The organism is Sorangium sp. So ce381, from assembly GCF_051473845.1.
GTDB classification, from domain to species: Bacteria; Myxococcota_A; Polyangia; order Polyangiales; family Polyangiaceae; genus Sorangium; species Sorangium atrum.
In genome coordinates this window covers 10,265,597-10,286,121 of the sequence record NZ_CP150336.1, presented here as the reverse complement: position 1 = coordinate 10,286,121, position 20,525 = coordinate 10,265,597, and the positions used below count along the sequence as shown (strand labels likewise).

15 protein-coding genes are annotated in these 20,525 nt (G+C 68.5%); 7 read left to right on the top strand and 8 right to left on the bottom strand.

Annotated elements, in window-relative coordinates:
- Window positions 1-73 precede the first annotated feature (73 nt).
- A complete protein-coding gene (gene tssM / locus WMF29_RS38550; protein WP_437325088.1) occupies window positions 74-2,989 on the top strand; it encodes a type VI secretion system membrane subunit TssM in 2,916 nt (971 codons plus the stop codon).
- Window positions 2,990-3,004: 15 nt separating this feature from the next.
- Here the strand turns inward: tssM and rimI are convergent, their stop codons facing one another.
- The 6 genes from rimI to WMF29_RS38520 all read right to left on the bottom strand — a co-directional run bounded on the left by rimI (window position 3,005) and on the right by WMF29_RS38520 (window position 8,226).
- Window positions 3,005-3,529, bottom strand: coding sequence for a ribosomal protein S18-alanine N-acetyltransferase (rimI, locus tag WMF29_RS38545; protein WP_437325087.1), 525 nt, complete (start codon window positions 3,527-3,529; stop codon window positions 3,005-3,007).
- On the bottom strand, window positions 3,526-4,728 hold the full coding sequence (locus WMF29_RS38540) for a vWA domain-containing protein (protein ID WP_437325086.1): 1,203 nt from the start codon (window positions 4,726-4,728) through the stop codon (window positions 3,526-3,528). Before WMF29_RS38540 ends, rimI begins: the two co-directional genes overlap by 4 nt.
- Before the next feature lie 62 nt (window positions 4,729-4,790).
- A complete protein-coding gene (alr, locus tag WMF29_RS38535) occupies window positions 4,791-6,071 on the bottom strand; it encodes an alanine racemase (RefSeq protein ID WP_437325085.1) in 1,281 nt (426 codons plus the stop codon).
- A 99-nt stretch (window positions 6,072-6,170) separates the two neighbouring features.
- Window positions 6,171-6,755: a hypothetical protein gene (locus WMF29_RS38530; protein WP_437325084.1), complete on the bottom strand. Its 585-nt coding sequence runs from the start codon at window positions 6,753-6,755 to the stop codon at window positions 6,171-6,173.
- 386 nt (window positions 6,756-7,141) lie between these two features.
- Complete coding sequence (locus tag WMF29_RS38525; protein WP_012239857.1) at window positions 7,142-7,732, bottom strand: GTP-binding protein; 591 nt, start codon at window positions 7,730-7,732, stop codon at window positions 7,142-7,144.
- 11 nt (window positions 7,733-7,743) lie between these two features.
- On the bottom strand, window positions 7,744-8,226 hold the full coding sequence (locus tag WMF29_RS38520) for a roadblock/LC7 domain-containing protein (protein WP_012239856.1): 483 nt from the start codon (window positions 8,224-8,226) through the stop codon (window positions 7,744-7,746).
- Window positions 8,227-8,997: 771 nt separating this feature from the next.
- Here WMF29_RS38520 and WMF29_RS38515 point away from each other — a divergent pair.
- From WMF29_RS38515 to WMF29_RS38500, 4 genes are all read left to right on the top strand, one after another.
- Window positions 8,998-12,807 carry a DUF3857 domain-containing protein gene (locus WMF29_RS38515; RefSeq protein ID WP_437325083.1) on the top strand — a complete coding sequence of 1,270 codons (3,810 nt, stop codon included), beginning with the start codon at window positions 8,998-9,000 and terminating at the stop codon, window positions 12,805-12,807.
- A 185-nt stretch (window positions 12,808-12,992) separates the two neighbouring features.
- A complete protein-coding gene (gene rpmI, locus WMF29_RS38510; protein WP_012239854.1) occupies window positions 12,993-13,190 on the top strand; it encodes a 50S ribosomal protein L35 in 198 nt (65 codons plus the stop codon).
- Between the two features lie 26 nt (window positions 13,191-13,216).
- Complete coding sequence (rplT, locus tag WMF29_RS38505) at window positions 13,217-13,576, top strand: 50S ribosomal protein L20 (RefSeq protein WP_437325082.1); 360 nt, start codon at window positions 13,217-13,219, stop codon at window positions 13,574-13,576.
- A 1,424-nt stretch (window positions 13,577-15,000) separates the two neighbouring features.
- Window positions 15,001-16,485, top strand: a complete 1,485-nt coding sequence (locus WMF29_RS38500) for a sigma-70 family RNA polymerase sigma factor (RefSeq protein ID WP_437325081.1) — start codon at window positions 15,001-15,003, stop codon at window positions 16,483-16,485.
- A gap of 163 nt (window positions 16,486-16,648) precedes the next feature.
- Here WMF29_RS38500 and dacB read toward each other — a convergent pair whose 3' ends face one another.
- Window positions 16,649-18,223: a D-alanyl-D-alanine carboxypeptidase/D-alanyl-D-alanine endopeptidase gene (dacB, locus tag WMF29_RS38495; protein WP_437325080.1), complete on the bottom strand. Its 1,575-nt coding sequence runs from the start codon at window positions 18,221-18,223 to the stop codon at window positions 16,649-16,651.
- Window positions 18,224-18,401: 178 nt separating this feature from the next.
- Between dacB and WMF29_RS38490 the strand changes: the two genes are divergently transcribed.
- Entirely contained in the window at window positions 18,402-18,935 is a 534-nt protein-coding gene (locus WMF29_RS38490; RefSeq protein WP_437325079.1) for a hypothetical protein, read from the top strand.
- Window positions 18,932-19,414: a hypothetical protein gene (locus WMF29_RS38485; RefSeq protein ID WP_437325078.1), complete on the top strand. Its 483-nt coding sequence runs from the start codon at window positions 18,932-18,934 to the stop codon at window positions 19,412-19,414. Before WMF29_RS38490 ends, WMF29_RS38485 begins: the two co-directional genes overlap by 4 nt.
- Before the next feature lie 46 nt (window positions 19,415-19,460).
- Here WMF29_RS38485 and WMF29_RS38480 read toward each other — a convergent pair whose 3' ends face one another.
- The gene (locus WMF29_RS38480) at window positions 19,461-20,360 is read right to left on the bottom strand and encodes a fumarylacetoacetate hydrolase family protein (RefSeq protein ID WP_437325077.1); all 900 of its coding nucleotides are present in this window, start codon (window positions 20,358-20,360) and stop codon (window positions 19,461-19,463) included.
- Window positions 20,361-20,525 lie beyond the last annotated feature (165 nt).

Genomic DNA, 20,525 nt, shown 5'->3' with positions numbered 1-20,525 from the left:
GGCAGATCACGCTCGCTGGGCGGCGCCGCGCGGACGTGCTCCGGGAGCGGCGACCGGTGGTATCGTCGCTTCCGTGTTGTGGGTCCTCTTCGGGCTGTTGTTCCTCATCTCGTGGGCGGCGTGCTTCACGTTCGGCCTGCCCACCGCGATCCCGATCGCGACGAGCGTCGTCATCGCGCTCTCCGCGATCGCGCTCTTCGTGTACCGCCGGATCAACGCGCGCCGCGCCGCCTCTGCGCTTGAGCGGGCCATCGTCCAGCAAGGAGCGCAGCAGGCGCTCAACGCGCGGCCCGAGCGCCGCGCCGAGATCCAGGAGCTCCAGCGGCAGGTCCAGGGCGGCATCAGCGCCCTGAAGAGCTCGAAGCTCGGCAAGGGGAAGGAGCACGGCAACGCCGCGCTCTACTCGCTGCCCTGGTACGTCATCATCGGCCCGCCCGGGGCGGGGAAGACGACGGCGTTGAAGCACTCGGGCCTCGTCTTCCCGTACGCGCACCCGAGCAACGGCGGCGGCGTGCGCGGCGTCGGCGGCACGCGCAACTGCGACTGGTGGTTCACCAACGAGGCGATCCTCCTCGACACCGCGGGGCGCTACACGACGGAGCAGGACGATCACGAGGAGTGGATCGCGTTCCTGCAGATGCTCCTCAAGCACCGCGCTCGCCGCCCGCTCAACGGCATCCTCGTCGCCGTGAGCGTGGCGGATCTCATCGACGCGAGCGAGCAGCACATCGAGCTGATGGGGAAGAAGCTCCGGGCGCGCATCGACGAGGTGATGACGCAGCTCCACATGGTGCTGCCCGTCTACCTCCTGTTCACGAAGTGCGACCTCATCGCGGGCTTCTCGGAGTTCTTCGGCGACATGCGCAAGAGCGACCGCGCGCAGGCGTGGGGAGCGACGCTCAAGCTGAGCGCGGACAAGGCCGACCCAGGGAGGCTCTTCGACGCCGAGTTCGACGCCCTGGCGAGGCAGATCCACGGCCGCTCGCTGAAGCGGCTCGTGATGGAGCGAAGCCGCGAGGTGCGCGAGCGCGTCTACCAGTTCCCGCTCGAGTTCTCGGGTATCCGGCGGAACCTCTCCGATCTGGTCTCGACCGTCTTCATGGTCAACGCGTTCCAGGGAACGCCCATCTTTCGCGGCTTCTACTTCACGAGCGGCACGCAGGAGGGCAGGCCGCTCGACCGGGTCCTCCAGCGCATGGGCCAGGCGATGGGGATCCGAACGCACGAGGCCGCGGCGCAGCAGAACGTGGAGTCGAAGAGCTACTTCCTCCACGACGTCTTCATGAACGTCGTCTTCCCGGACGGGGACATCGCCGCGAGGAGCGCGAGCGAGATCCGGCGCCAGCGGCTCGTCCGCGGCGCGATCAGCGCGGCGGCCGCGGCGCTCGGGGTCATCCTCGCGATCCCCAGCGTGGTGTCGTTCGTCAACAACCGCGCGTTCCTGCGCGACGTGGAGGCGGACGCGCGGACCGTCAGCGCGCTCCGATGGGAGGACACGCGACCTCTCTCGGAGAAGCTCGCCGCGCTGGGGCCTGCGCTGGACCGGCTGAAGGAGATCGACAAGGCGCGCGAGGAGGGGCCGCCGGACGGGAAGGGGTGGACGATGTTCCAGGGCGAGACGGTGTACCCGCCGCTCGTGCACGTCTACGTCGCGAGCCTCCAGAACGGCTTCGTGATCCCGTGCAAGCAGCGGCTCGAGGATCGCCTCAAGCTCGCGAAGGGTGACCACTACCTCCGCGAGCGGAACGACCTCAAGCTGTACCTGATGCTGAGCGACGTCGAGCACCTCGACGTCGCGTGGGCGAAGGACAGGTTCACCTCGCTCTGGGCCGAGGTGCTGCGGGCGACCTCGAACCTCACCGAGAGCGAGCTGAAGAAGCAGCTCGATCGGCACGTCGAGTACTACCTGACGCTCATCAAGGAGAAGCGGGTCACGCCGATCGCGCGCAAGGAGGATCTGGTCGCTAGCGTGCGCGCGACGCTCCAGGCCGTGCCACCGCGGAAGCGGTACTACGACTTCTTCGTCAACGCGATCATCGAGGAGAAGTACGACGAGACGGGTGACAACAGCCGCGCCAACCGCAAGTACCCTCCGCACACGCTCGGCGACATGTTCGCCGACCGCCCCGCCGTGCTGAAGATCATCGGCAGCAAGCTGTACGCGAAGGAGAAGCGCTGGAAGGAGGTGGACGGTCCGTACACCGAGAGGGGGCACTTCGCGGTGCTCGAGAGGCTCGAGAGCGGCGCCGACAGCTTGATGGCTGAGCGGTGGGTCGTGGACCTCGCGCCCGGCGAGGAGGCCTCGATCAGCAAGAACCTGGACGGCCTCGCGGCCGACTACGACGCCAGCTACATCGCGCAGTGGACCGACTGGATGGCGGACCTCACCGTGCGCGTCCCGGCCAACCTGAAGGAGGCGAAGGAGACGTACCAGGCGCTCACCCAGGCGGATTACCCGTACCTCCGCATCATCCGAGCGCTCGAGGACAACACGCAGTGGAAGCGGGATCGCGGCGCGATCGAGGACTCGGCCCTGGCCAAGCGGGGGAAGGAGTACCTCGAGCGGAAGATCGAGCAGAAGACGAGGCTGAAGGTCCCCGTCAACGTGAAGCTCATAAGAAACCGGCCGAGCTCGGTGCCGGACGAGTTCAAGCGGACCGTCGAGTTCGGCGTGCCTGCCGCGCCGAGCGGCTCGGCGCCGATCACGGACACGCCCCTGGCGAGGTACATCTCGTTGCTCAGCGCTCTTCGCGACGAGATCCAGCGCCTCGAGGATCTGAACCCCAACGTCGATGCGCGCCTCATGGCCGATCGGTTGGTCGAGGCGACGCGACAGGCCGACGCGCTCCTCCAGCCCTTCGACGAGCGGGCCAAGACGCTGCTCCGGCCGCTGCTGCTCACCCCGATGCAGGTGGTGGCGGCGCGGCTGCCGCCGCTCGCCGCGGTGTCTCGCTTCCCCGCGGCGGCGCCTGCCGCGGGCCCGCGCTGAGCCACGCGGCGCGGCTCAGATCTCGATGCGGATCTCGTCGCGGCCTGGCTGCACCGCGCCTGTCGCTGGATCGAGCGTGAGCACCATCTCGATCGCGTCCTCGCCGTTGTCGCTGTAGTACCGAGGGCGTACCCCCATCGCGGTGAAGCCGAGCTTCCTGTAGAGCCGGATCGCTGCCCGGTTCGAGCGGCGCACCTCGAGCAGGATCAGCCGCACTTGCTGCTCCTGTGCATACTCGAGCGACCGGTTCATCAACGCCGTCGCGAGCCCGCGCCGCTGCGCGGCCGGGCAAGTGGCCACGTTGAGCACGTGGAGCTCGTCGGCGACGTGCCACGCGATGAGGAAGGCGAGCGCGCGCCGCTCTTCGCGCGCGACCCAGCAGCGCGTCCAGGGGCGGCGCAGCTCTTCTCGCGCGGAGAACTGCGGCACGTCGAACGCCGCGGCCGCGACCGCGTCGATCTCGTCGAGCGCGGCGTCGTCCGCAGCGTCGGCCGTCAGCTGGATCAGCGAGGCCGAGAGCTTCGTCGCCTCGCGCTTCACCTCGCCACCTCCGTCGGACAGCCCGAGACGATCTGGACTTGCCCCACCCGCCCGCTCTTGAGCTTCGTGCATGCCTCCCCGAGGAGCTCGACCACCGCGGGCGACTTCCAGCGCCACCCGTTCTCCGGGTCGTAGGCGACCAGCTCGTCGTCCAGGTAGACGTTCGTCTGTCCCGCCTCGGGAGGCGGGTCGACCAGGTCGAACTCGCAGGAGACGACGATGCTGGCGATCTTGGAGAGGACGTTCCCAAGCGTGTCGAGGTTGTCCACCTTGAAGTAGAACGGGCTGACGAACTGCGCCGTGCCGCCGGCGAGCGCCATCTGGTCGAGGACATCGCCGTAGAACTCGCTCCCGGGGATGCCGACGACATAGACATCGATCCCGCTCGCCGCGAGCAGCTCGATCGCGGCGACCGTATCGTCGCGATCGAGGCACCCTTCGGGGCCCGAGCGACCCGAGGGCGAGCAGCAGTTCTCCTCGGGGCACTGCTGCTCGATGTTGGCGATGCACCCGTTGGCGTCGCACTTCGCCGAGCTGTTGCAGTTCGGACCTCCGTCGGTCGCGAGCACGACGATGGTCTTTCCGGGGAGCCCGACGAGCTTCGGCGTCAGCGCCGCGAGGGTCGCCGCGGTAGGCGTCCCGCCGAGCGGCGCCGCCCGCGTCGCCGCGCGGAACCGCGATGTCGTCGTGGAGCCCTCCTGTCCCTCTGCGAAGGGAGCCCCCGGCGTGACAGCGAACACCTCGCCGCCTGGCCTGCACGGCGCCTCGTCGGTCGCGTCCACGGGGAACACGGCGGCGCCGACGTTGATCAGCGGGCCCAGGTTCCGCACGAGGTCGACCGCGGCCTCACGGACCCGGTCGTATCGGGTCGCGCTCGAGCTCGCGGACGCGGGGCTGAGCATGCTGCCTGACGCATCGAGGACGAAGTAGATGTTCGGCGCTTCGGCGATCTCGACCTGGTGGATCCGGTTGCCGCAGAGCCCACCCGCATCCGCGGCCGGTGGTCCGCTCGGGTCTTCGGTGTCCGGATCGAACCCGTCCTCCGGCTCTTGCGCCCCCTGACCGATGCCGCTGCGCGGACGCTGCTTCGCGACCTCGTCCTCGCACGCGGTCATCGCCGCGCCGCCGAGCGCGAGCACAGCCCCGACGCAGAAGAGCATGCCGCAGGCGCTGGCCCGCTGCTTCACGGCCGTCTTCATGGAGAGCAGCGTATCACGCCTGTTCGCGCTGGCAGCGCCAGCGCGGGCGCCGCCGCGCGCGCTCAGGGCTCGCGGTAGAACCTGGGCACGCGGCGCGAGATGCTGGTCAGCACCTCCCAGGCGATCGTCCCCGTGAGCCCCGCGATCTCTTCAGCGCTGATCGTGCCGCGCCCGAGCGGCCCGTCCTGCGCTCCGAGGAACACCACCTCATCCCCAAGGCGTGCTCCCGGCACATCCGTCACGTCGAGCATCGTGAGATCCATCGACACGGCGCCCGCGATCGGCGCGCGTTGGCCGCGCACGAGGGCGGCGCCGCGGTTCGACAGCTGGCGGCTCAGGCCGTCGGCGTACCCCATCGGCACGGTGGCCACGACGCTCTCCCGGGAAGCTTGCCAGGTGTGGCCGTAGCCGATCCTGTCGCCCTTCGCGATCGTGCGCAGCGCGACGATCTCGCTGCGCACCCGGATGACCGGCTTGAGGTCGGGCGCGAGCCCCGCGCACGGCGATATGCCGAAGAGCGCGACCCCCGGGCGGACGATGTCGAGCCACGCCGCAGGGAGGCGCAGCATCGCCGCGCTGTTCGATGCGTGGCGCACCCGCGGCGTGAGGCCGAAGCTCTTCGCTCGCTGCTCGATCTCCCCGAAGAGACGCATCTGCTCGATCGTCACGCCGAGATCGTCGGCGTCCGCGCAGGCGAGGTGGGTCATGAGCCCGTCGAGCTTCACCTCCGGGTGCTTGGCGAGCGTCGCGAACACCGCCTCGATCTCCGAGCTCGCGGCCCCGAGCCGTCCCATGCCGGTGTCGACCTTGAGATGGACGCCCACGCGACCGCGCTGCTCGAGCCGCACCACGCTCGCGAGGCGCTCGATCTGGCCGGCGTCGTAGACGACGGGCACGAGATCGCGCGCGATGATCTCCTCGAAGCCGTCGCGGCGCGGGCCGTAGTAGCCGCCCATGACGAGGACAGGGAGCCGGATGCCGGCGTCTCGCAGCTCGATGGCCTCCTCGAGCAACGCGACGCACAGGCCGGGGATGCCGGCGCGCTCGAGCGTCCGTGCGACGGCGGGCGCGCCGTGGCCGTACGCGTCCGCCTTGAGCACGCCCCAGATCTGCGGCTTCTCCGCGCCGATCAGGCCTCGCTCGAGGACGCGGAGGTTGTGCCGCAGGTGCGCGAGGTTCACCTCGGCGCGGGTCGGCCGCACGGCGTCCGCAGGCGCCGCTCGCCGTGGCCGCAGCACCCGCATGGGGCCTGCGCTCGCACCGAGCCCCTCGAGGGGCGACGCCGTGCCGTTGCGATCAGGAGTCGTGCTGCTGAGCTCTTTGGGCGCGTGCGAAGCGGACATCGTGTACGCCGATAGCTCTACGCTCGATCGCGGGTCAAGATTCCAGGCCATCTTGGTGTGACAAGGTGAGGCATCTGCGCGGAGAGCAGACCACGTCGATCAGAAGCAGCGACGCATGCACCGCGTGTACTTGCCGGAGCATCCTTTTTCGCAGGCGGCGGATTTGCAGTCGTCCTGGCATTCCTTCCAGTCCGCCTGGCACGACGCGCTGCACTTCGCTCCCGGCGGTGCAACCTCCGCGGTGTTCGACGCCGGGGGCGCAGCGCCGCCGTCGTTCGCGTCTGGGTCTGCGCGAGCCTCTTCCGCTGCCGCCGTCGCGGCCACGTCGGCGGTCAGGAGCCTGGGCGGCGGAGCGAGCGCGCTGGTCGGCTCAGGCACGGCAGGGGCTCGGCTGCTCGGCGGAGTCCACTCACCTTCGTCGAAATCGCTCGCGTGGCTGAGCTGCCTGGCCCGCAGCGTGGCGTACTCCACACGGTCGCGCGTCTGGCCGAACGTACAGAACTGAAGCCACTCGTCCCAGCACGCGCGCCGCAGGGTCGGCTTGACGTCGGCCAGCGAGTCAAGCGCCATGCAGTGCTCGAAGCGTACGTCCCCCTCGTAGACCGCGTTGATGCTCGCGCCGCACGCGGTCACCGAGGCGGCGGCTAGGCAGAGGAGGGTCCTGAACCGCACGTCGTAGAACACCGATAGCAGAAAAGCTCGGCCCCGGTGCCAGGGCCTGTCCTATCCGCCGCGGGACCAGCCGGTCGCCCGGCCGAGGTGCTCTCCGGTTGAACTTTGCCCTGTGATGCCGTACGTTGCCGCCCCTTCGCACCGGCGGCGGCGGCACGACGCCTCCGCGCCGGGCGCCTCAACGGAGCCTGTTCATGTTCCTCATGCTGTCGAAAGGTCCTCGGAAGACCACGCGCTCCAAGTCGAAGCGCTACCGGTCCAAGCTGAAGGCGAAGAACCGCAACCGGCGCAACCGCATCTACCAGCGCGCCTGATCGCTGCACCGAGCGCGAGCGGGACCACGGCCTCGCTCGCGGCGCCGTTCTTCGATTCGAATCTTCTGGGCCGGCCCCTGAAACCTAGGGGCCGCCCTTCTTCAGCTCGGTCAGCACCAGCTTGGCGACCGCCTTGAGCGTGTCGAACACCCCGACGCCGGTCCGCGCGACCCCCTCGAAATCGGGGACGTTCGTCGGGTTGAGCAGCGAGCGGAGCTCTTCGACGGTGCCGATCTCTGGCAAGTCCCGCTTGTTGTACTGGATGACGTACGGGATCTTGTCCAGCGAGTAGCCCTGCTCGGCCAGGTTCGTGCGGAGGTTCTCCACCGACTCCTGGTTCGCCTCGATGCGGCCGAGCTGCGAGTCTGCCACGAAGACCACGCCGTCGACGCCTTTCAGAATGAGCTTGCGGCTCGCGTCGTAGAAGACCTGCCCCGGCACCGTGTACAGGTGGAACCGCGTCTTGAAGCCGCGGATCTCCCCCAGCGCGAGCGGGAGGAAGTCGAAGAAGAGTGTCCGGTCGGTCTCCGTGGCGAGGGAGATCATCTTCCCCTTCGCGTCCGGGTTGGTGCGCTCATAGATGTACTGCAGGTTCGTCGTCTTGCCGCAGAGACCCGGGCCGTAATAGACGATCTTGCAGTTGATCTCGCGCGCCATGTAATTGATGAAGCTCATCGACCGCGCTCCTAGTCGTTGAAGAGGTTGTCGATGTCCTCGTCGGTGATCTCGGCGAACGGCGAGTCGGCGCCCGGCTCCTGCACCTTCTTGAGCAGCGCCTCGAAGATGTGGTTGAGCTCCTCGCTCGCCTTTCGCACCCGGAGCCTCACCAACCCGAGGCTCGACTTTGAGTCGAAGATCACCACGAGGATGACGCGGTTCCCGACCAGCTGGATGTGGATGTTCGCCTTTTCACCCTCGTGGAACTGAGTGGCGAACTCGTTCTCCTTGAGGAGCTTCGCCATCCCGCCCGTGGCGGCGATGTTCCCCGCCGTCAGCGAGGCGAGCGACGTGGTGTCGAGGTTGTCGACGTCTCCGCTCGCGGCGATCAGTTGCCCGTTCTTGTCAACGATGAAGACGACCTTCGCATTGGCGTCCTTGACGAGGCGATCCACCACGCTCTGGATCTGATTGAATTCCTCCTCGTACATCACCATCTGAGGGTTGACCATCGTTCCTCCGCCAGCGCTCTCGCGATGGGGCCCTGGGCATTGCGGGCTCTGTCGCCCTTGTCATCACCGGGCGCCGCACGTGCGGTCCCCGACCATCGTCATCCAACTGGCTTCCCGCTGCGCGGGCTTGCCTTACTACCACCGGTACCACGTTCGCGGCGTGACGCTCACTGCCTTGGGGACTTGCATGGCCGGTTCGCAGCGCGCAGTGCCGCTGCTCCTCGACCGTGCTCCCGTACATCTTGGGACGTTTCTATCCGAAGCTGGTGCGGCGGAGCAAGGCGGCCCTTTCTGGAAGTTGGAGGATCGTATGGCCGAACCTCGCCGAGCCTTGCCGGACCCCGACGGAGCTCGCTCCCCCTGCCCCCAGGGGAGCCTTGGTTCCGGACCTTTTCCAGGCGCCTGTCCGCCCCGGCCGCCCGGAAGGTTTGCACGGTAAGTATCTAAAATTGCTACTCTTTCATGAGTTGAATGCGGTCGGACAGCGCTGCGCCTTCCTCCAGGGGCGCTGCTGTGGGGCGCGCTGCGTGTCGTCGCCCTGTCCCCGGCTCTGTACCCGGCAAAAGATAGACAAAACTCGCGGGATCGGCGCCGGCGGCGCGGCGGGCTCATGAAGGCGCCGCCCGATGAACGCGGCTCGGGGGACGATCTCCTGCCGGCGTGCGTTCCGCCGGATCGTCGGCAGCACCCCCTTGACCTCGGCCGGTGCGGCGCCTCTGCAGCCATGCCTTGTGCTTGACCGATGGCTTCGGCCACGGGATAGCGCCTCGGATGCGTGACGTGCTCAGCCGGGCCGAGCCCCGTGAGATCGAGCTCAACCAGGGGACGACGAGGGGGCGGTCCTTCTGCGCGCTCGCCGTGGGGACGGCGGCCTTGGCGTGCGCCATGTCGCTCGGCGCCGATGTTCGCGCGGAGCTCGGCGCGGTTCACCCCGAGGTGCTCTCCGCGCACGCGGCTGTCCGCGCGGCGAGAGGCCCCGAGGTCTACGGCGCGCTACGTGAGCTCTGGCGCACGTGGGACCGCGCGGATCCGACGCAGGTCGAGGAGGCGATCGCGTCCATCGCGGAGGCTGGCGCGACCAGCGCGCCGACCCAGGTCTATGCGGAGCTCCTCTCGGCGTACGCGCGGAGGCGTCGAGGCGATCTCGACGGAGCGGTCGCGAGGATCCAAAAGCTCGGGTTCATCGGCCGCTGGGCGACGATCGGACCGTTCGACAACGAGAACAAGGGGGGCTTCGAGCGGGCGTTCGGGCCCGAGGAAGATCTCGCGCAGCCGATGGCCGCGGGCAGGACGTACGACGGCAAGGCGCGCGCGGTCCGGTGGCGCGTGCCCCCCGAGGCGCCGCAGTACGGGTGGTTTGACTTCGGCGACTTCATTCGTCCGGTGGAGGGCGTCTGCGGCTACGCGACGACGTTCGTCCGCGCGAAGGCCGGGACGCGCGCTCCTCGGCCGATCTCGATTTGGGTCGGGGCAGACGGCGCGTTCAAGCTGTTCTGGAACGGCGCGAAGGTCCTGGCCGATCCGGGGTACCGCGAGCTCGACATCGATCGGTTCGCCGCGCCGGTGACGCTGAGGCCCGGCTACAACCGCCTGACGATCAAGGTCTGCGGAGGTGCGTCGGCGCCCAAGTTCGCGCTCCGCATCGGCAACGAGAAGGGGGCGCCGGATCTTGATCTGGATGTGACCTCCGACATCGGAACCCACGTCACGGCGCCTCAGGGCGAAGCCGATGGCGCGAGGCGCGTGGGCGGGGCGCGGGCGCAGGCCGAAGGGCCAACCTCAGGAGCGAAGCTCGCCGCGCGTGCGGCTGTCATCGAGGGGCCGATGCAGGCGTTCGAGCGCGCCGCGAGCGCCGCTCGGCCTTCACCCGCCATGCTGGAGGCGTTCGCGCGGTACCTCATGCTCACCGGCGGTGACGCCGAGGGGGAGCACAGAGCGCGCGACCTCGCGCGGCGCTCCGCCGAGGCCGAGCCGAGCGTGCGTCGCTACCTGCTCGCGGGCCAGCTCTCGGAGGACAGGAACCAGCAGCGCGCGTGGATCGAGCGCGCGGCCGCGCTCGCGGGCGGACGTGAGGACATCGACGTCCTGCTCTCGCAGGCTCGGCTCGCGCAAACGAGCCCGAACTGGCGGGAGGCGGCTCCGATCTACGAGCGCATCCTCGCGTCCGATCCCGATCATGTCACGGCCGTCCTCGGGCTCGTGGACCTCTACGGGGAGGCTGGGCTGAAGCGCACCGCGCTCGCCACGCTGGAGCGGGCGCTCGCGCGCCAGCCGAGCAGCGTCGCGCTCCTCCGCGCCTCGGCGGCGCAGCTGCGCGCGCTCGGGCGCGACACGGAGGCCGCCGAGATGGAGGCGCGCTACGCCGCGCTGCGGTTCGACGACTCGAGCTTCCTTCACCAGCAGGTCGAGCTCGCGGTGGCGCGCCGCGATCCTGCCGGGGCGGAGCGCTGGATCGAGCGCTTCCTCCGCAGCGAGCCCGACTCCGTCTGGGCTCGCACGGTCGCCGCGCGCACGTACCGCGCGCTGGGCCAGGGTGACCGCGCCCTCGCGGCCCATCAGCGCGCGCTCGCCATGGCGCCGGAAGACATCGGAACGTTGCGCGCTCTCTCGGACCTCTACGGCGAGGAGGGAAACCGGGAGGCGCAGCTGGAGATGCTGCAGCAGATCCTGGCGATCAGCCCTCAGGCGAAGGATGTGCGCGAGTACATCGAGCACATCGAGCCGCCGAAGCCGCGCGCCGACGAGGCTTACGCCTGGGCGCCCGACCGCTTCCTCCCGATGCGGCGCAACGCTGACCGGCAGTATCCCAAGCGCACGCTGCGCAACCTGACGGTCACCACCGTCTTCCCGAACGGCCTGGCGAGCCGGTTCCGGCAGGTCGTCTTCCAGCCGCTGACGGACGAGGCTGCGGCGAGCGCCCGGCAGTACGCGTTCGAGTACCAGGCCGATCGCCAGACCGTGAGCCTCCGTGCCGCGAAGGTCTACCGAGCAGACGGCAAGGTCGACGGGGCGATCGAGAGCGGGGAATCCGGGGCGAACAACCCGGCGCTCGCGATGTACACATCGGCGCGCACGTTCTACGTCAGCTTCCCGCGGCTCAACGCCGGCGATGTGGTCGAGCTGCGCTACCGCGTCGATGACGTCAGCCCCCGCAACGAGATCGCCGATCACTTCGGCGAGATCGAGTTCCTCCAGGGGGATGAGCCGATCGCCAGCAGCGAGTACGTGCTGATCACCCCGAAGACGAGGCAGTTCCACGTCTTCGCGTCCAATCTGCCTGGCCTCGTGCGCGAGACCAAGGAGGACGCCGAGCGGCGCATCTTCCGCTTCTCCGCCGCCTCTGTGCCGCCGGTTGCGCCCGAGCCGGCGATGCCCGCTTGGTCCGAGATCCTCGCGCACGTCCACGTCTCGACCTTCAAGACCTGGGACGAGGTCGGCTCCTGGTACTGGGGCCTCGCGCGAGAGCAGTTCGATGTGGATGATGAGGTTCGCAAGCGGGTGCGCGAGATCACGAACGGCCTCGCCGACGATCGGAGCAAGGTCCGCGCGATTTACAAGTACGCGACCGAGACGCGCTACGTGGCGCTCGAGTTCGGCATCGAGGGGATTCGCCCGAGGAGGTGCGCGCAGACGCTCGCTCGCGGCTGGGGCGACTGCAAGGACAAGGCGACGCTGATCGTCACGATGCTCCGCGAGATCGGCATCCCAGCGACGATCGTCCTGGTGCGCACCCGCATGCGAGGCGACATCGAGCCGGAGCCCGCGAGCCTCGCGCCGTTCGACCACGCGATCGCGTACGTGCCGTCGCTCGACCTTTACCTCGACGGAACGGCGGAGCACTCGGGCTCGACAGAGCTTCCCATCATGGATCGCGGCGCGATGGCGCTTCAGATCAACGAGGGCAAGCCGAAGCTCGTTCGCCTGCCGGAGCCTGCTCCGGAGGCCTCGGTCGTGCACCGGACCGTCGACATCGCGGTCAGCGCTGACGGGTCTGCTCAGCTCGGGGTCGACATCCAGGTGGCCGGCGCGTCTGCGCCGGAGTGGCGGACCCGCTACATGGCGGAGGGGACGCGCCGCGACCGCGCAGCTCGTGACCTCGCCACGGACTTCGGGGCGGTCGAGCTGGCCCCTGGGAAGGCCGGGGTCGAGGTGAACGATCTCGAGGACATCGAGCAGCCAGCGAAGCTGCGGGCTCGAGGAAGAGCGGTCGCGCTCGCTCGACGGGAGGGCGACAGCCTGTCGGTCCCGGCTGTGCCCACGCAGCGCCTCGCCACCGAGTTCGCATCCCTCTCGGCGCGCACCCGCGACGTGATCATTCCCGCGCTCACCACGCGCCGGGATGAATGGACCCTCCGGATCCCCGCCGGGTGGCGTGTCACCAGGGCGCCGCTGCCCGAGGACGTGGACACCCCCTTCGGCAAGTTCTCGCTTTCGATCGAGCAGTCCGCGGGGAAGATCGTCGTCCGCAGTCAGATCTCCCTCACGAAGTCCCGGATCAAGCCGTCCGAGTACATGGCCTTCCGAACGTTCTGCGAGACGGCGGACCGCGTCTTCGGTCAGCGGGTGGTGTTCGGAAAGTGAGGACGGCCTGACCCCCGGCCCCTCGGCGCGCCGACGGGCCCCTAGCCGCTGCCGGGACACTTGACAACCCCACGCCGGATCGCCATAAAGCGCCCCCTCTACGCATCCCTGCGGCGCAGAACAGCCCCTCCGGTGGTTCGGAGCGGTGGCCGCCGGGAGCGATAGGCATTCGGATCGAGGGCATCATGCCGAAGATGAAGACCAACCGCGCCGCGGCCAAGCGCTTCAAGGTGACCGGCTCCGGCCGCATTCGCCGCAGCAAGGGCGGGCTCAACCACTGCATGCAGGAAAAGAGCAAGAAGCGTCTGCGTCGTCTCCGCAAGAACGACATGGTCGATTCGGCGATGGAGAAGCGCGTCAAGCTGCTTCTTCCCTACGGCTGACCCTGGAGCAGTGAGGTAGATTACCGATGCCGCGTGTAAAGAGAGGCTTCAAGGCCCGCCGCCGTCGCAACCGTGTCCTCAACCAGACCGAGGGCTACTTCCTCGGCCGAAAGAACCGCTTCCGCCAGGCGGTCGAGGTGCTCCGCCACGCCTGGGAGTACGGCTACATCAGCCGTAAGCTCAAGAAGCGGGATTTCCGTCGTCTCTGGATCACCAGGATCAACGCTGCCGCGCGCCTCAACGGTACGACGTACTCCCGCCTCGTCAGCGGGCTCAAGAAGGCAGGCATCGCCCTCGATCGGAAGATCCTCTCCGAGATCGCGATCCACGATCCTGCGTCGTTCGGTGCTGTGGCGAAGCTCGTCTCGCCCTCAGCGGCGAAGTGACGGCTCCGCGGGCGGTCTTCAGCCCATCGTTCGACCATTCCGATGCGGAACGGTCGAAATCGGCCGAGGCCGCCCCGGTCCTTTCCTCGCAAGTGCCCGATTGTCGTAACATTTCATATATTTGACTCGCCGCCATGGCGAGCGATCCTTCGGGTTGCGTCGCAAACGTAGAGTTCGGGCGCAACCCTCAGGCGAGGCCGTGCGGCTGCCGTCGCTGACGCTGATCAGAGTCATCAGTGTGAGGCGATTAGGCACCGAGCAAATGCGCAGCGTGCATTCCGTGCGCACTTGCTACGCACCGCCGATGGCACCGTATGATCGTGCGATCAGGGTAAATTCCGACCCAGCCCAGCCCGGTGACGGTTGGCCTACCGAGCGTTGTCTCTCGCGGGGTTCTGCGTTCCCAGCCGAGGCCTGACCAGCCTAAGGGGCGATCCAGGTCCTGTTTCCAGAAACAGACTTAGCTATAAATTCCGCTGAGCCTGAACGATTTGCCGGAATTGCCAACTTTCCAGGCGGTCTGTCGCGAAAAATAACCTTCTCCGCCTTCGTCCGTCGGGTGAGGGCTCGACATTGCCATCGGGAGGCCCAGGTTCAGGAAACATCGAAGCTCACTGAGAGAACGGCCTCAGCGGCTAGGTACGGGACTCCTACACGCTGGAAAAAGCAGCGAAATTCCCTTGCCTGAGCTGCGAGGGCGGACCCACCGACCCGCGGAACGCTTGCGAGCTCGAGGTGTCCCCAAGGAGAACAGGTTGCCGATGTTGTTGCGTCCCCGACAGCGCACCCAGCCATGCAGTTCGGTTCGGTCGCAGCGGAATGTCTCGCTCGACAGGACATGGACAGCGCCTTCCGCTCTACATAGCGCACCCAGGCCAAGCTCTCAAACGGGAGAAGCAGGAACGCACGCTAAAAAAGGCACTGTTTTTGCTTCTGAAGCTGGGCTGCTACCGGGGACTGGCGCAGGAGCATCATTCTGCAAGAGCAGACCTGCCTCAGATGAGAAGAGTTCGACCGGAATCAAAAGAAAGCACCAGCGGTTGCCAGTTTCAACAGGGGCTCCTTCGGTCAGCTCCTCTCCTCTGTCTGGCACGAAATCGTCTCGCCTGCCCTCAAAAGGTGGCGGGACATTTCAATCTCGCAAGGTCAGCCGTTTAGAAGTGAACGCCGACACAAAGACCAAGATGAGCACGTCGACCGCCCGCCGTCCAGAAACTGCGCGGAGAAACGCCAAGTCCTCTGCTGTAGGTGCCTCTGCGCGGCTCGCGGCATCCAAGAGCTCGCAGGGAGCCGAGACCGCATCGGCTCCCCGGCGGGGGGCATCGCAGACCACCGAGTTGGAGGTCTCCGAGGTCGAAGAATTCGGGGACAACCAGTCGCCGCGCTCGCACTTTCAAGGAGCTACCACCGTGGAGGGAGCCGCCATGAGGTCGACCAAGAGCAACGCCACTGTAGTGAAGGGCGACCCGCTCGCTCAGGGTGGGACGGCCACGCCGGAAATCGCAGCGCTCGGCATTCTGGATGACGACCAGACGGAGGAGACGGTCGTGCGACCCCGCCCGGCCGAGATCCTCGATGAGGAGCGGGCGGCTGACTTCATCGATCTGGACCTTGGACCGCTCGATCGGCTGCCTCAGCCCGAGCGCGCGAGGAACCAGGATCGGGAGCTGAAGGATGTCGAGGACGGGGGCGGTGACTCGATGCTCGCCCGCTATTTCCGCGACATGGCGCTCCACCCCGTCATGGGGCCGGACGAGGAGCTCGACACCGCGCGGGCTGTCGAGCGCACGGAGGTGGAGCACTGGGTGGCCCTGCTCTCCTACCTGCCTGCGGCCGAGTACATCCTCACCGCGCTCGAGGAGGATGTCGCCAAGGCGGGTGAGGACGAGGTGAAGGCCCCGCAGATCGCGGAGATGCAGAAGCTCGTTCGCCTGGCGAAGAAGCAGAAGGGGAAGCTGCTCGCCGAGCAGGAGAAGCCGTGGACCCAGCTCTCCGAGGAGCTCGCAGCGGCCGTCCGCCTGCCTGACTCGGATCGCCTCTGGATGGCGCGCGCCTTCACCATCGCGCGCGATCTCGTGCGCGAGCCTGACTTCGAGGACGACGTGAGCGATCCCGAGGAGACCCGCCCCACGCGGCCGAGGCTCCCGATGTCTGGCTCCTACCGGCGTTACCTCGATCGGGTCGAGCGGACCTTCCAGGCGCAGCACGACGCGAAGAACCGCTTCGTGAAGGCCAACCTGCGGCTCGTCGTGTCGATCGCGCGGCGCTACAACCGCGGGCGCCTGCCGCTCATCGATCTGATCCAGGAAGGCAACATCGGCCTGATGAAGGCGGTAGAGCGCTTCGACCACAGCCGTGGCTACCGCTTCTCGACGTATGCATCGTGGTGGATCAGGCATGCGATCAGCCGCGCCTTGGCCGACAAGGGCCGCGCGGTCCGCATCCCGGTCCACATGCTCGATACGTACAACCGCGTGGCGCGGGCGACGCAGGCGATCATCGCGCGCACGGGGCATGAGCCGACCATCGAGGAGCTCGAGAAGGAGACGGGGGTCCCGCGCGAGAAGCTCGACAAGGTGAAGGACTTCTACGCGGAGACGCCTTTCTCGCTCGATCGTCCCGTCGGCGACGAGGACGGGCGCAAGTTCATCGACTTCCTCCAGGAGGAGAACGCGCTGTCGCCGTTCGATCACCTGGCCAACAGGAAGTGGAGCGACGAGGTCCGGCGTCTCCTGACCACGCTCACGCCGATCGAGTCGCGGATCATCCGCTGGCGCTTCGGCCTCGACGACGAGGACGAGCTCACGCTCAAGGAGATCGGCGACAAGTACAACCTGTCGCGCGAGCGCATCCGTCAGCTCCAGGAGCAGGCGCTCGGGAAGATCCGCAAGCAGATGCGCGACTACTGAGCGACGAGCTCAGCACGAGTCGGTGAAGCGGCCGCGCTGCGTCATGCTGCGCGGCCGCTTTTCGTGAGCCGCCCGAACATGCGGCTGCGTGGGGGCGCGCAGAGGTGAGCAGGGGCCGGAGCCCAGCGCAGCCCAGCGGGTCGACACGAGGCCACCCGCGCTCTCAGGGCGTGCGTGCGTCCTTCCAGAGCTCGTCGGCGAGCGACTCGACGAAGTGATCGATGGCCCTTCGTGCGGGGTCGATCTTCCCTGGCACGTCGGAGACGAGCGCGGCGAAGGCGATCGGGGAACGACCAGGGGGCGCGAGGATGTAGCCAGACAGGGCCACGACCGAGGCGAGCGTTCCCGTCTTGGCGCGGATCGCGCGCTCCTTCGACCACCCGCGGAAGCGGCTGCGCAAGGTGCCGTCCACACCGCCGATCGCGAGCTGCGCGGTGAAATCGGCGCCGAGCGCCGGATCGAGAAGCGCGGCGCGGAGCAGCCGGACGATGGCCTCAGGAGATGCGCGAGCGGCGTCGAACAAGCCGGAGCCGTTCCTCAGGACGACGTCTTGCTCGAAAGCATCGAGCTCCCTGAGGGTCTCGCCGACCACCTCCGCCGCACCCTCGGCTGTGCCGGGGCGCCCACGCTTCTCTGCGGCGAGCGTCTTGAAGATCGTCTCCGCGTAGAAGTTGTCGCTGTCCTTTCCGAGGGCGGAGAGGAGCTCGCCGAGAGGTGCCGAGCGGTGGGCGACGAGGAGCCTCTTCTGGCGCTCACCGCCGAGCCGCACGTCGCCGGAGACGTCGACGCCCACCTCCAGCAGCATCTCCTTGAGCGCATACGCTACGACCAGGCGGGGATCGTCGACGCGCCTCGCCAGGCTCACCGCGCGGCCGCCCTCTGGGATGTGCCCGCTGAGGTGCGCGACGAGGCGCTCGCCGCTCGGTTCGAGCCGGACCCCGAGCTTCTCCGGTGTGCCGCGCCTCGCGGTGGTCACCGTGCCCTGGAGCACCGCGAAGCCTGGGGGATCGATCGCGACGGAGGCAGCCTGCCCTGCCTTCGACGGGCGCACCGTGAAGAGCAACGCGTTCGCGTTCAACGAGGCTGCCGCGACCGGGGCGCGAAAGGCCGCCCACTCCTCCGGCTGCTGCTCGAAGGCGGGAGGCACGTAGCGCGCGTCAAAGTAGCCCTGGTCGATCGAGATCGCCGCGACCTTGCGGACGCCGGACGCCCTCAGGGCGCGCGCCATCTCCCAGAGATCGGGCGTCTTGAGGGAGGGATCGCCCGAACCCCGGAGCACGAGCTCGGCGACGGTTCCGTTCGACGCCTCCCCGTAGAGGCCGGTCAGGTAGCGGTAGCTCGGCCCGAGCAGGCGAAGCGCGGCGGCTGCCGTGAAGAGCTTCGCGTTGGATGCAGGGTTGTACAGGCCGCGCTGATCGAAGGCCGCGAGAGCCGCGCCGCTGGCGACGTCGAGGGCGAGCACGCCGACCCGTCCCCCCAACCGGCGCACGTCGGTGACGAGCGCCTCGACCTCCGCTCGAGCGCGGTCAGGGTCGATTTTTTGAGGCCCGTGCGACGCGGGGGGTGCTGGGCGCGCGTTCGGGGTGACGGGGGCTCCCTGGGTCGGCGTTGCTGTGCGGGCCGAGCGGTCAGCGGGACCCGTGCCGCCGTCGAGCGGCTGCGAGCCGCCGGGGCGAGCCAGGATCGACGAGAGCACGAGCGCGACCGCGGAGACGGCACGGCGGGGATGTCGAGGCATGAGATCTGTCTGCCTCTACAACGCCTCCACCGCGGACGCCTCCTCCGGTCGACCGGTCGTCGCAGCCCCGGCGGCGCTCATCGGTGCGCGCGTGTGCGCTCGGGGTTGTCCTCGGAAAGGAGAGCTTGCTAGGGTGCGCACAGACGCTCCTTCACGCTCTGTTCGAACGGAGGACACCGTGTCCCAGCAGCATTCGACCCGCGCGCTCTTGCCGCTCATCCTCCTCGCGGCTGCAGCATGCTCCGGCGCCAAGCCCAAGCAGGCAGGGGAAGACTACAACTTCGAAAAGGCTTCGTCCGATGTGGCCGAGCCCGCTGAGGCGGGTAGCTCCGGCGCCGAGGCGGGGAGCTCCGGCTCCGAGGCGGGCGCGTCGGTGGACAGCGGGGGCGGGCTCAACCCCGACCAGAAAAAGCAGATGGAGATCGCCCTGCGACGCGGAGGGGACAAGGCGGCGAACTGCGCCGAGGTCGTGTCCAACGCGCCGACGGGCGAGGGAGAGGTCAAGGTCGTGTTCGACGGCCAGAAGGGACGCGTGACCGACGTGCTGGTCGGGCCGCCCTTCGCGGGGACGCCCGCCGAATCCTGCGTGAAGCGCGCCTTCGTCGGAGAGATCGTGCTGCCGTTCGATGGCGATCCGCTCGAGGTCCCGTACACCGTGAAGCTGCCGTCCAAGAAGTCCGGCGCGGGAGCTTCCGGAACGAAGACGCCATGAAGTGCGCCTCCCTCGCCGTCGTCGCCGCGCTGGTGTTGGCCACTGCCTCCGCCGGTGCGGAGGAGCCGGCGGCACCTCCGCGGTACCCGCCGTCCTCGGCACGCGTGAAGCTCATCGTCGGCGGGGTGGCCGTGACGGCGCTCGCTTACGGCGCAGCATTCCTTGCTGCATCCTCGTGGCCGGAGGTCCCTGGGGCGAGCGAGCTGAAGATCCCGATCGCTGGCCCATGGCTCGCGCTCGCCAAGAACGGCTGCGCCGCGGACGATCCGGACTGCGGCGCGACGCTGTACGTTCGCGGGGCGCTCACCGCCATCGGTGGGCTCGCGCAGCTCGCCGGCCTGGGTCTCGTCGGCGAAGGGATCTTCATGACCACGGAGGCGCGCTCGGCGCAGCCTTCGAACCCTGCGGCGCTGACGGTGCGGCCGGCCCCGGTGATCACCGCGACCGGCATGGGCCTCGGCGTCGTCGGTACGTTCTGAACTACCGAGAACCATGCGGGCCGAGCGGTGATGCGCCGGCGCCCGCTCACCGGCGGCGCCATGGCAACGGCGCGGGGCCGCAGACGGGCTTGCCGGTCATCCGTCCGATGCGCTCGATCAGCAGCTCGACGCTGGCGCCGTACGGTACGCGCTGATCAGCGCTTCCACCGAAGACGCGGCCCGCTCCGATCACGTCGCCCGCGCGCAGCTCGATGTGGTTGCTGATGTACGCGACGGATTCCGGCAGCGAGAAGGTCCACTCGCCGACGCGCGAACAGGAACGCGTCTCGGCATCGACGCGGACCTGAGTCCGCAGCGCCTCGACCGAGCCGAGCTCGTCGGGCGTGACGAGCACCGGGCCGAGCTGCGTTGCAAAGTCCTTCGCCTCCGACGGTGGGAGCCTGCGCGCGAGCGACCGCGCCTCCAAGCTGCGCGCCGTCCAGTCGTTCAGCACGGTGTAGCCAGCGATCGCGCGCTCCACCTCGTCCGGGGTGGCACGCCACAGGTCCTCGCCGAGGACCACCGCGAGGTTCAGCTCGTAGTCGGGCCTGTCCTCGAGCGGGGGGAAGGGGATCTCAGCGGCGTGTCCAAGCAGCGCGCGGCTGTTGCCGAACCGATACCAGGGTCGCTCGGCGCCGTGCGCGTAGGGGCCGAGCTGGATGTACGCCGCGCGGTCGGTGGCGCAGGGAGGCAGCCACAAGATCGTGGCTGGATGCAGGTGCGTCGACGCGGGACGATCTCCGTTGAGCAGCCGATCATCCAGCGCGTGAAGGCCGGCGCAACGGAGCGCCACCACGCGCGTGTGAAAGTCCGACACGCCGCGGATGTCCGCGAGCTTCGTCCCGAAGTGGCGCTCTAGCTCCGCGACGTCGTAGAGCGCTCCGTCCCGTTCGAGCGCTACGATCGGGGTGGACGTCGCGAGCTGGAGCACGTGCGCGATTCTCATGGCGTGACCAGGCCGCCGGGAGCCGGCGGAGCGTACCATCCCGGTCCGCCGACGCTCTCAGGCCGGCGGAACCCCCCGCGCCTACGCCTGCGGCCGGCGGTCGGCGTGCGATCCCGAGGGACTCGACCCTTCTTGGGACATCGGATTGTCCTTTGCATTGACGCG

Excerpts from the sequence above, each read along its gene's own strand:
- WMF29_RS38540 (WP_437325086.1), bottom strand. The coding sequence starts at position 4,728 with ATGAAGACGGCCGTGAAGCAGCGGGCCAGCGCCTGCGGCATGCTCTTC.
- alr (WP_437325085.1), bottom strand. The coding sequence starts at position 6,071 with ATGTCCGCTTCGCACGCGCCCAAAGAGCTCAGCAGCACGACTCCTGAT.
- WMF29_RS38525 (WP_012239857.1), bottom strand. The coding sequence starts at position 7,732 with ATGAGCTTCATCAATTACATGGCGCGCGAGATCAACTGCAAGATCGTC.
- WMF29_RS38520 (WP_012239856.1), bottom strand. The coding sequence starts at position 8,226 with ATGGTCAACCCTCAGATGGTGATGTACGAGGAGGAATTCAATCAGATC.
- WMF29_RS38515 (WP_437325083.1), top strand. The coding sequence starts at position 8,998 with ATGCGTGACGTGCTCAGCCGGGCCGAGCCCCGTGAGATCGAGCTCAAC.
- rpmI (WP_012239854.1), top strand. The coding sequence starts at position 12,993 with ATGCCGAAGATGAAGACCAACCGCGCCGCGGCCAAGCGCTTCAAGGTG.
- rplT (WP_437325082.1), top strand. The coding sequence starts at position 13,217 with ATGCCGCGTGTAAAGAGAGGCTTCAAGGCCCGCCGCCGTCGCAACCGT.
- WMF29_RS38500 (WP_437325081.1), top strand. The coding sequence starts at position 15,001 with ATGAGGTCGACCAAGAGCAACGCCACTGTAGTGAAGGGCGACCCGCTC.
- dacB (WP_437325080.1), bottom strand. The coding sequence starts at position 18,223 with ATGCCTCGACATCCCCGCCGTGCCGTCTCCGCGGTCGCGCTCGTGCTC.
- WMF29_RS38485 (WP_437325078.1), top strand. The coding sequence starts at position 18,932 with ATGAAGTGCGCCTCCCTCGCCGTCGTCGCCGCGCTGGTGTTGGCCACT.
- WMF29_RS38480 (WP_437325077.1), bottom strand. The coding sequence starts at position 20,360 with ATGAGAATCGCGCACGTGCTCCAGCTCGCGACGTCCACCCCGATCGTA.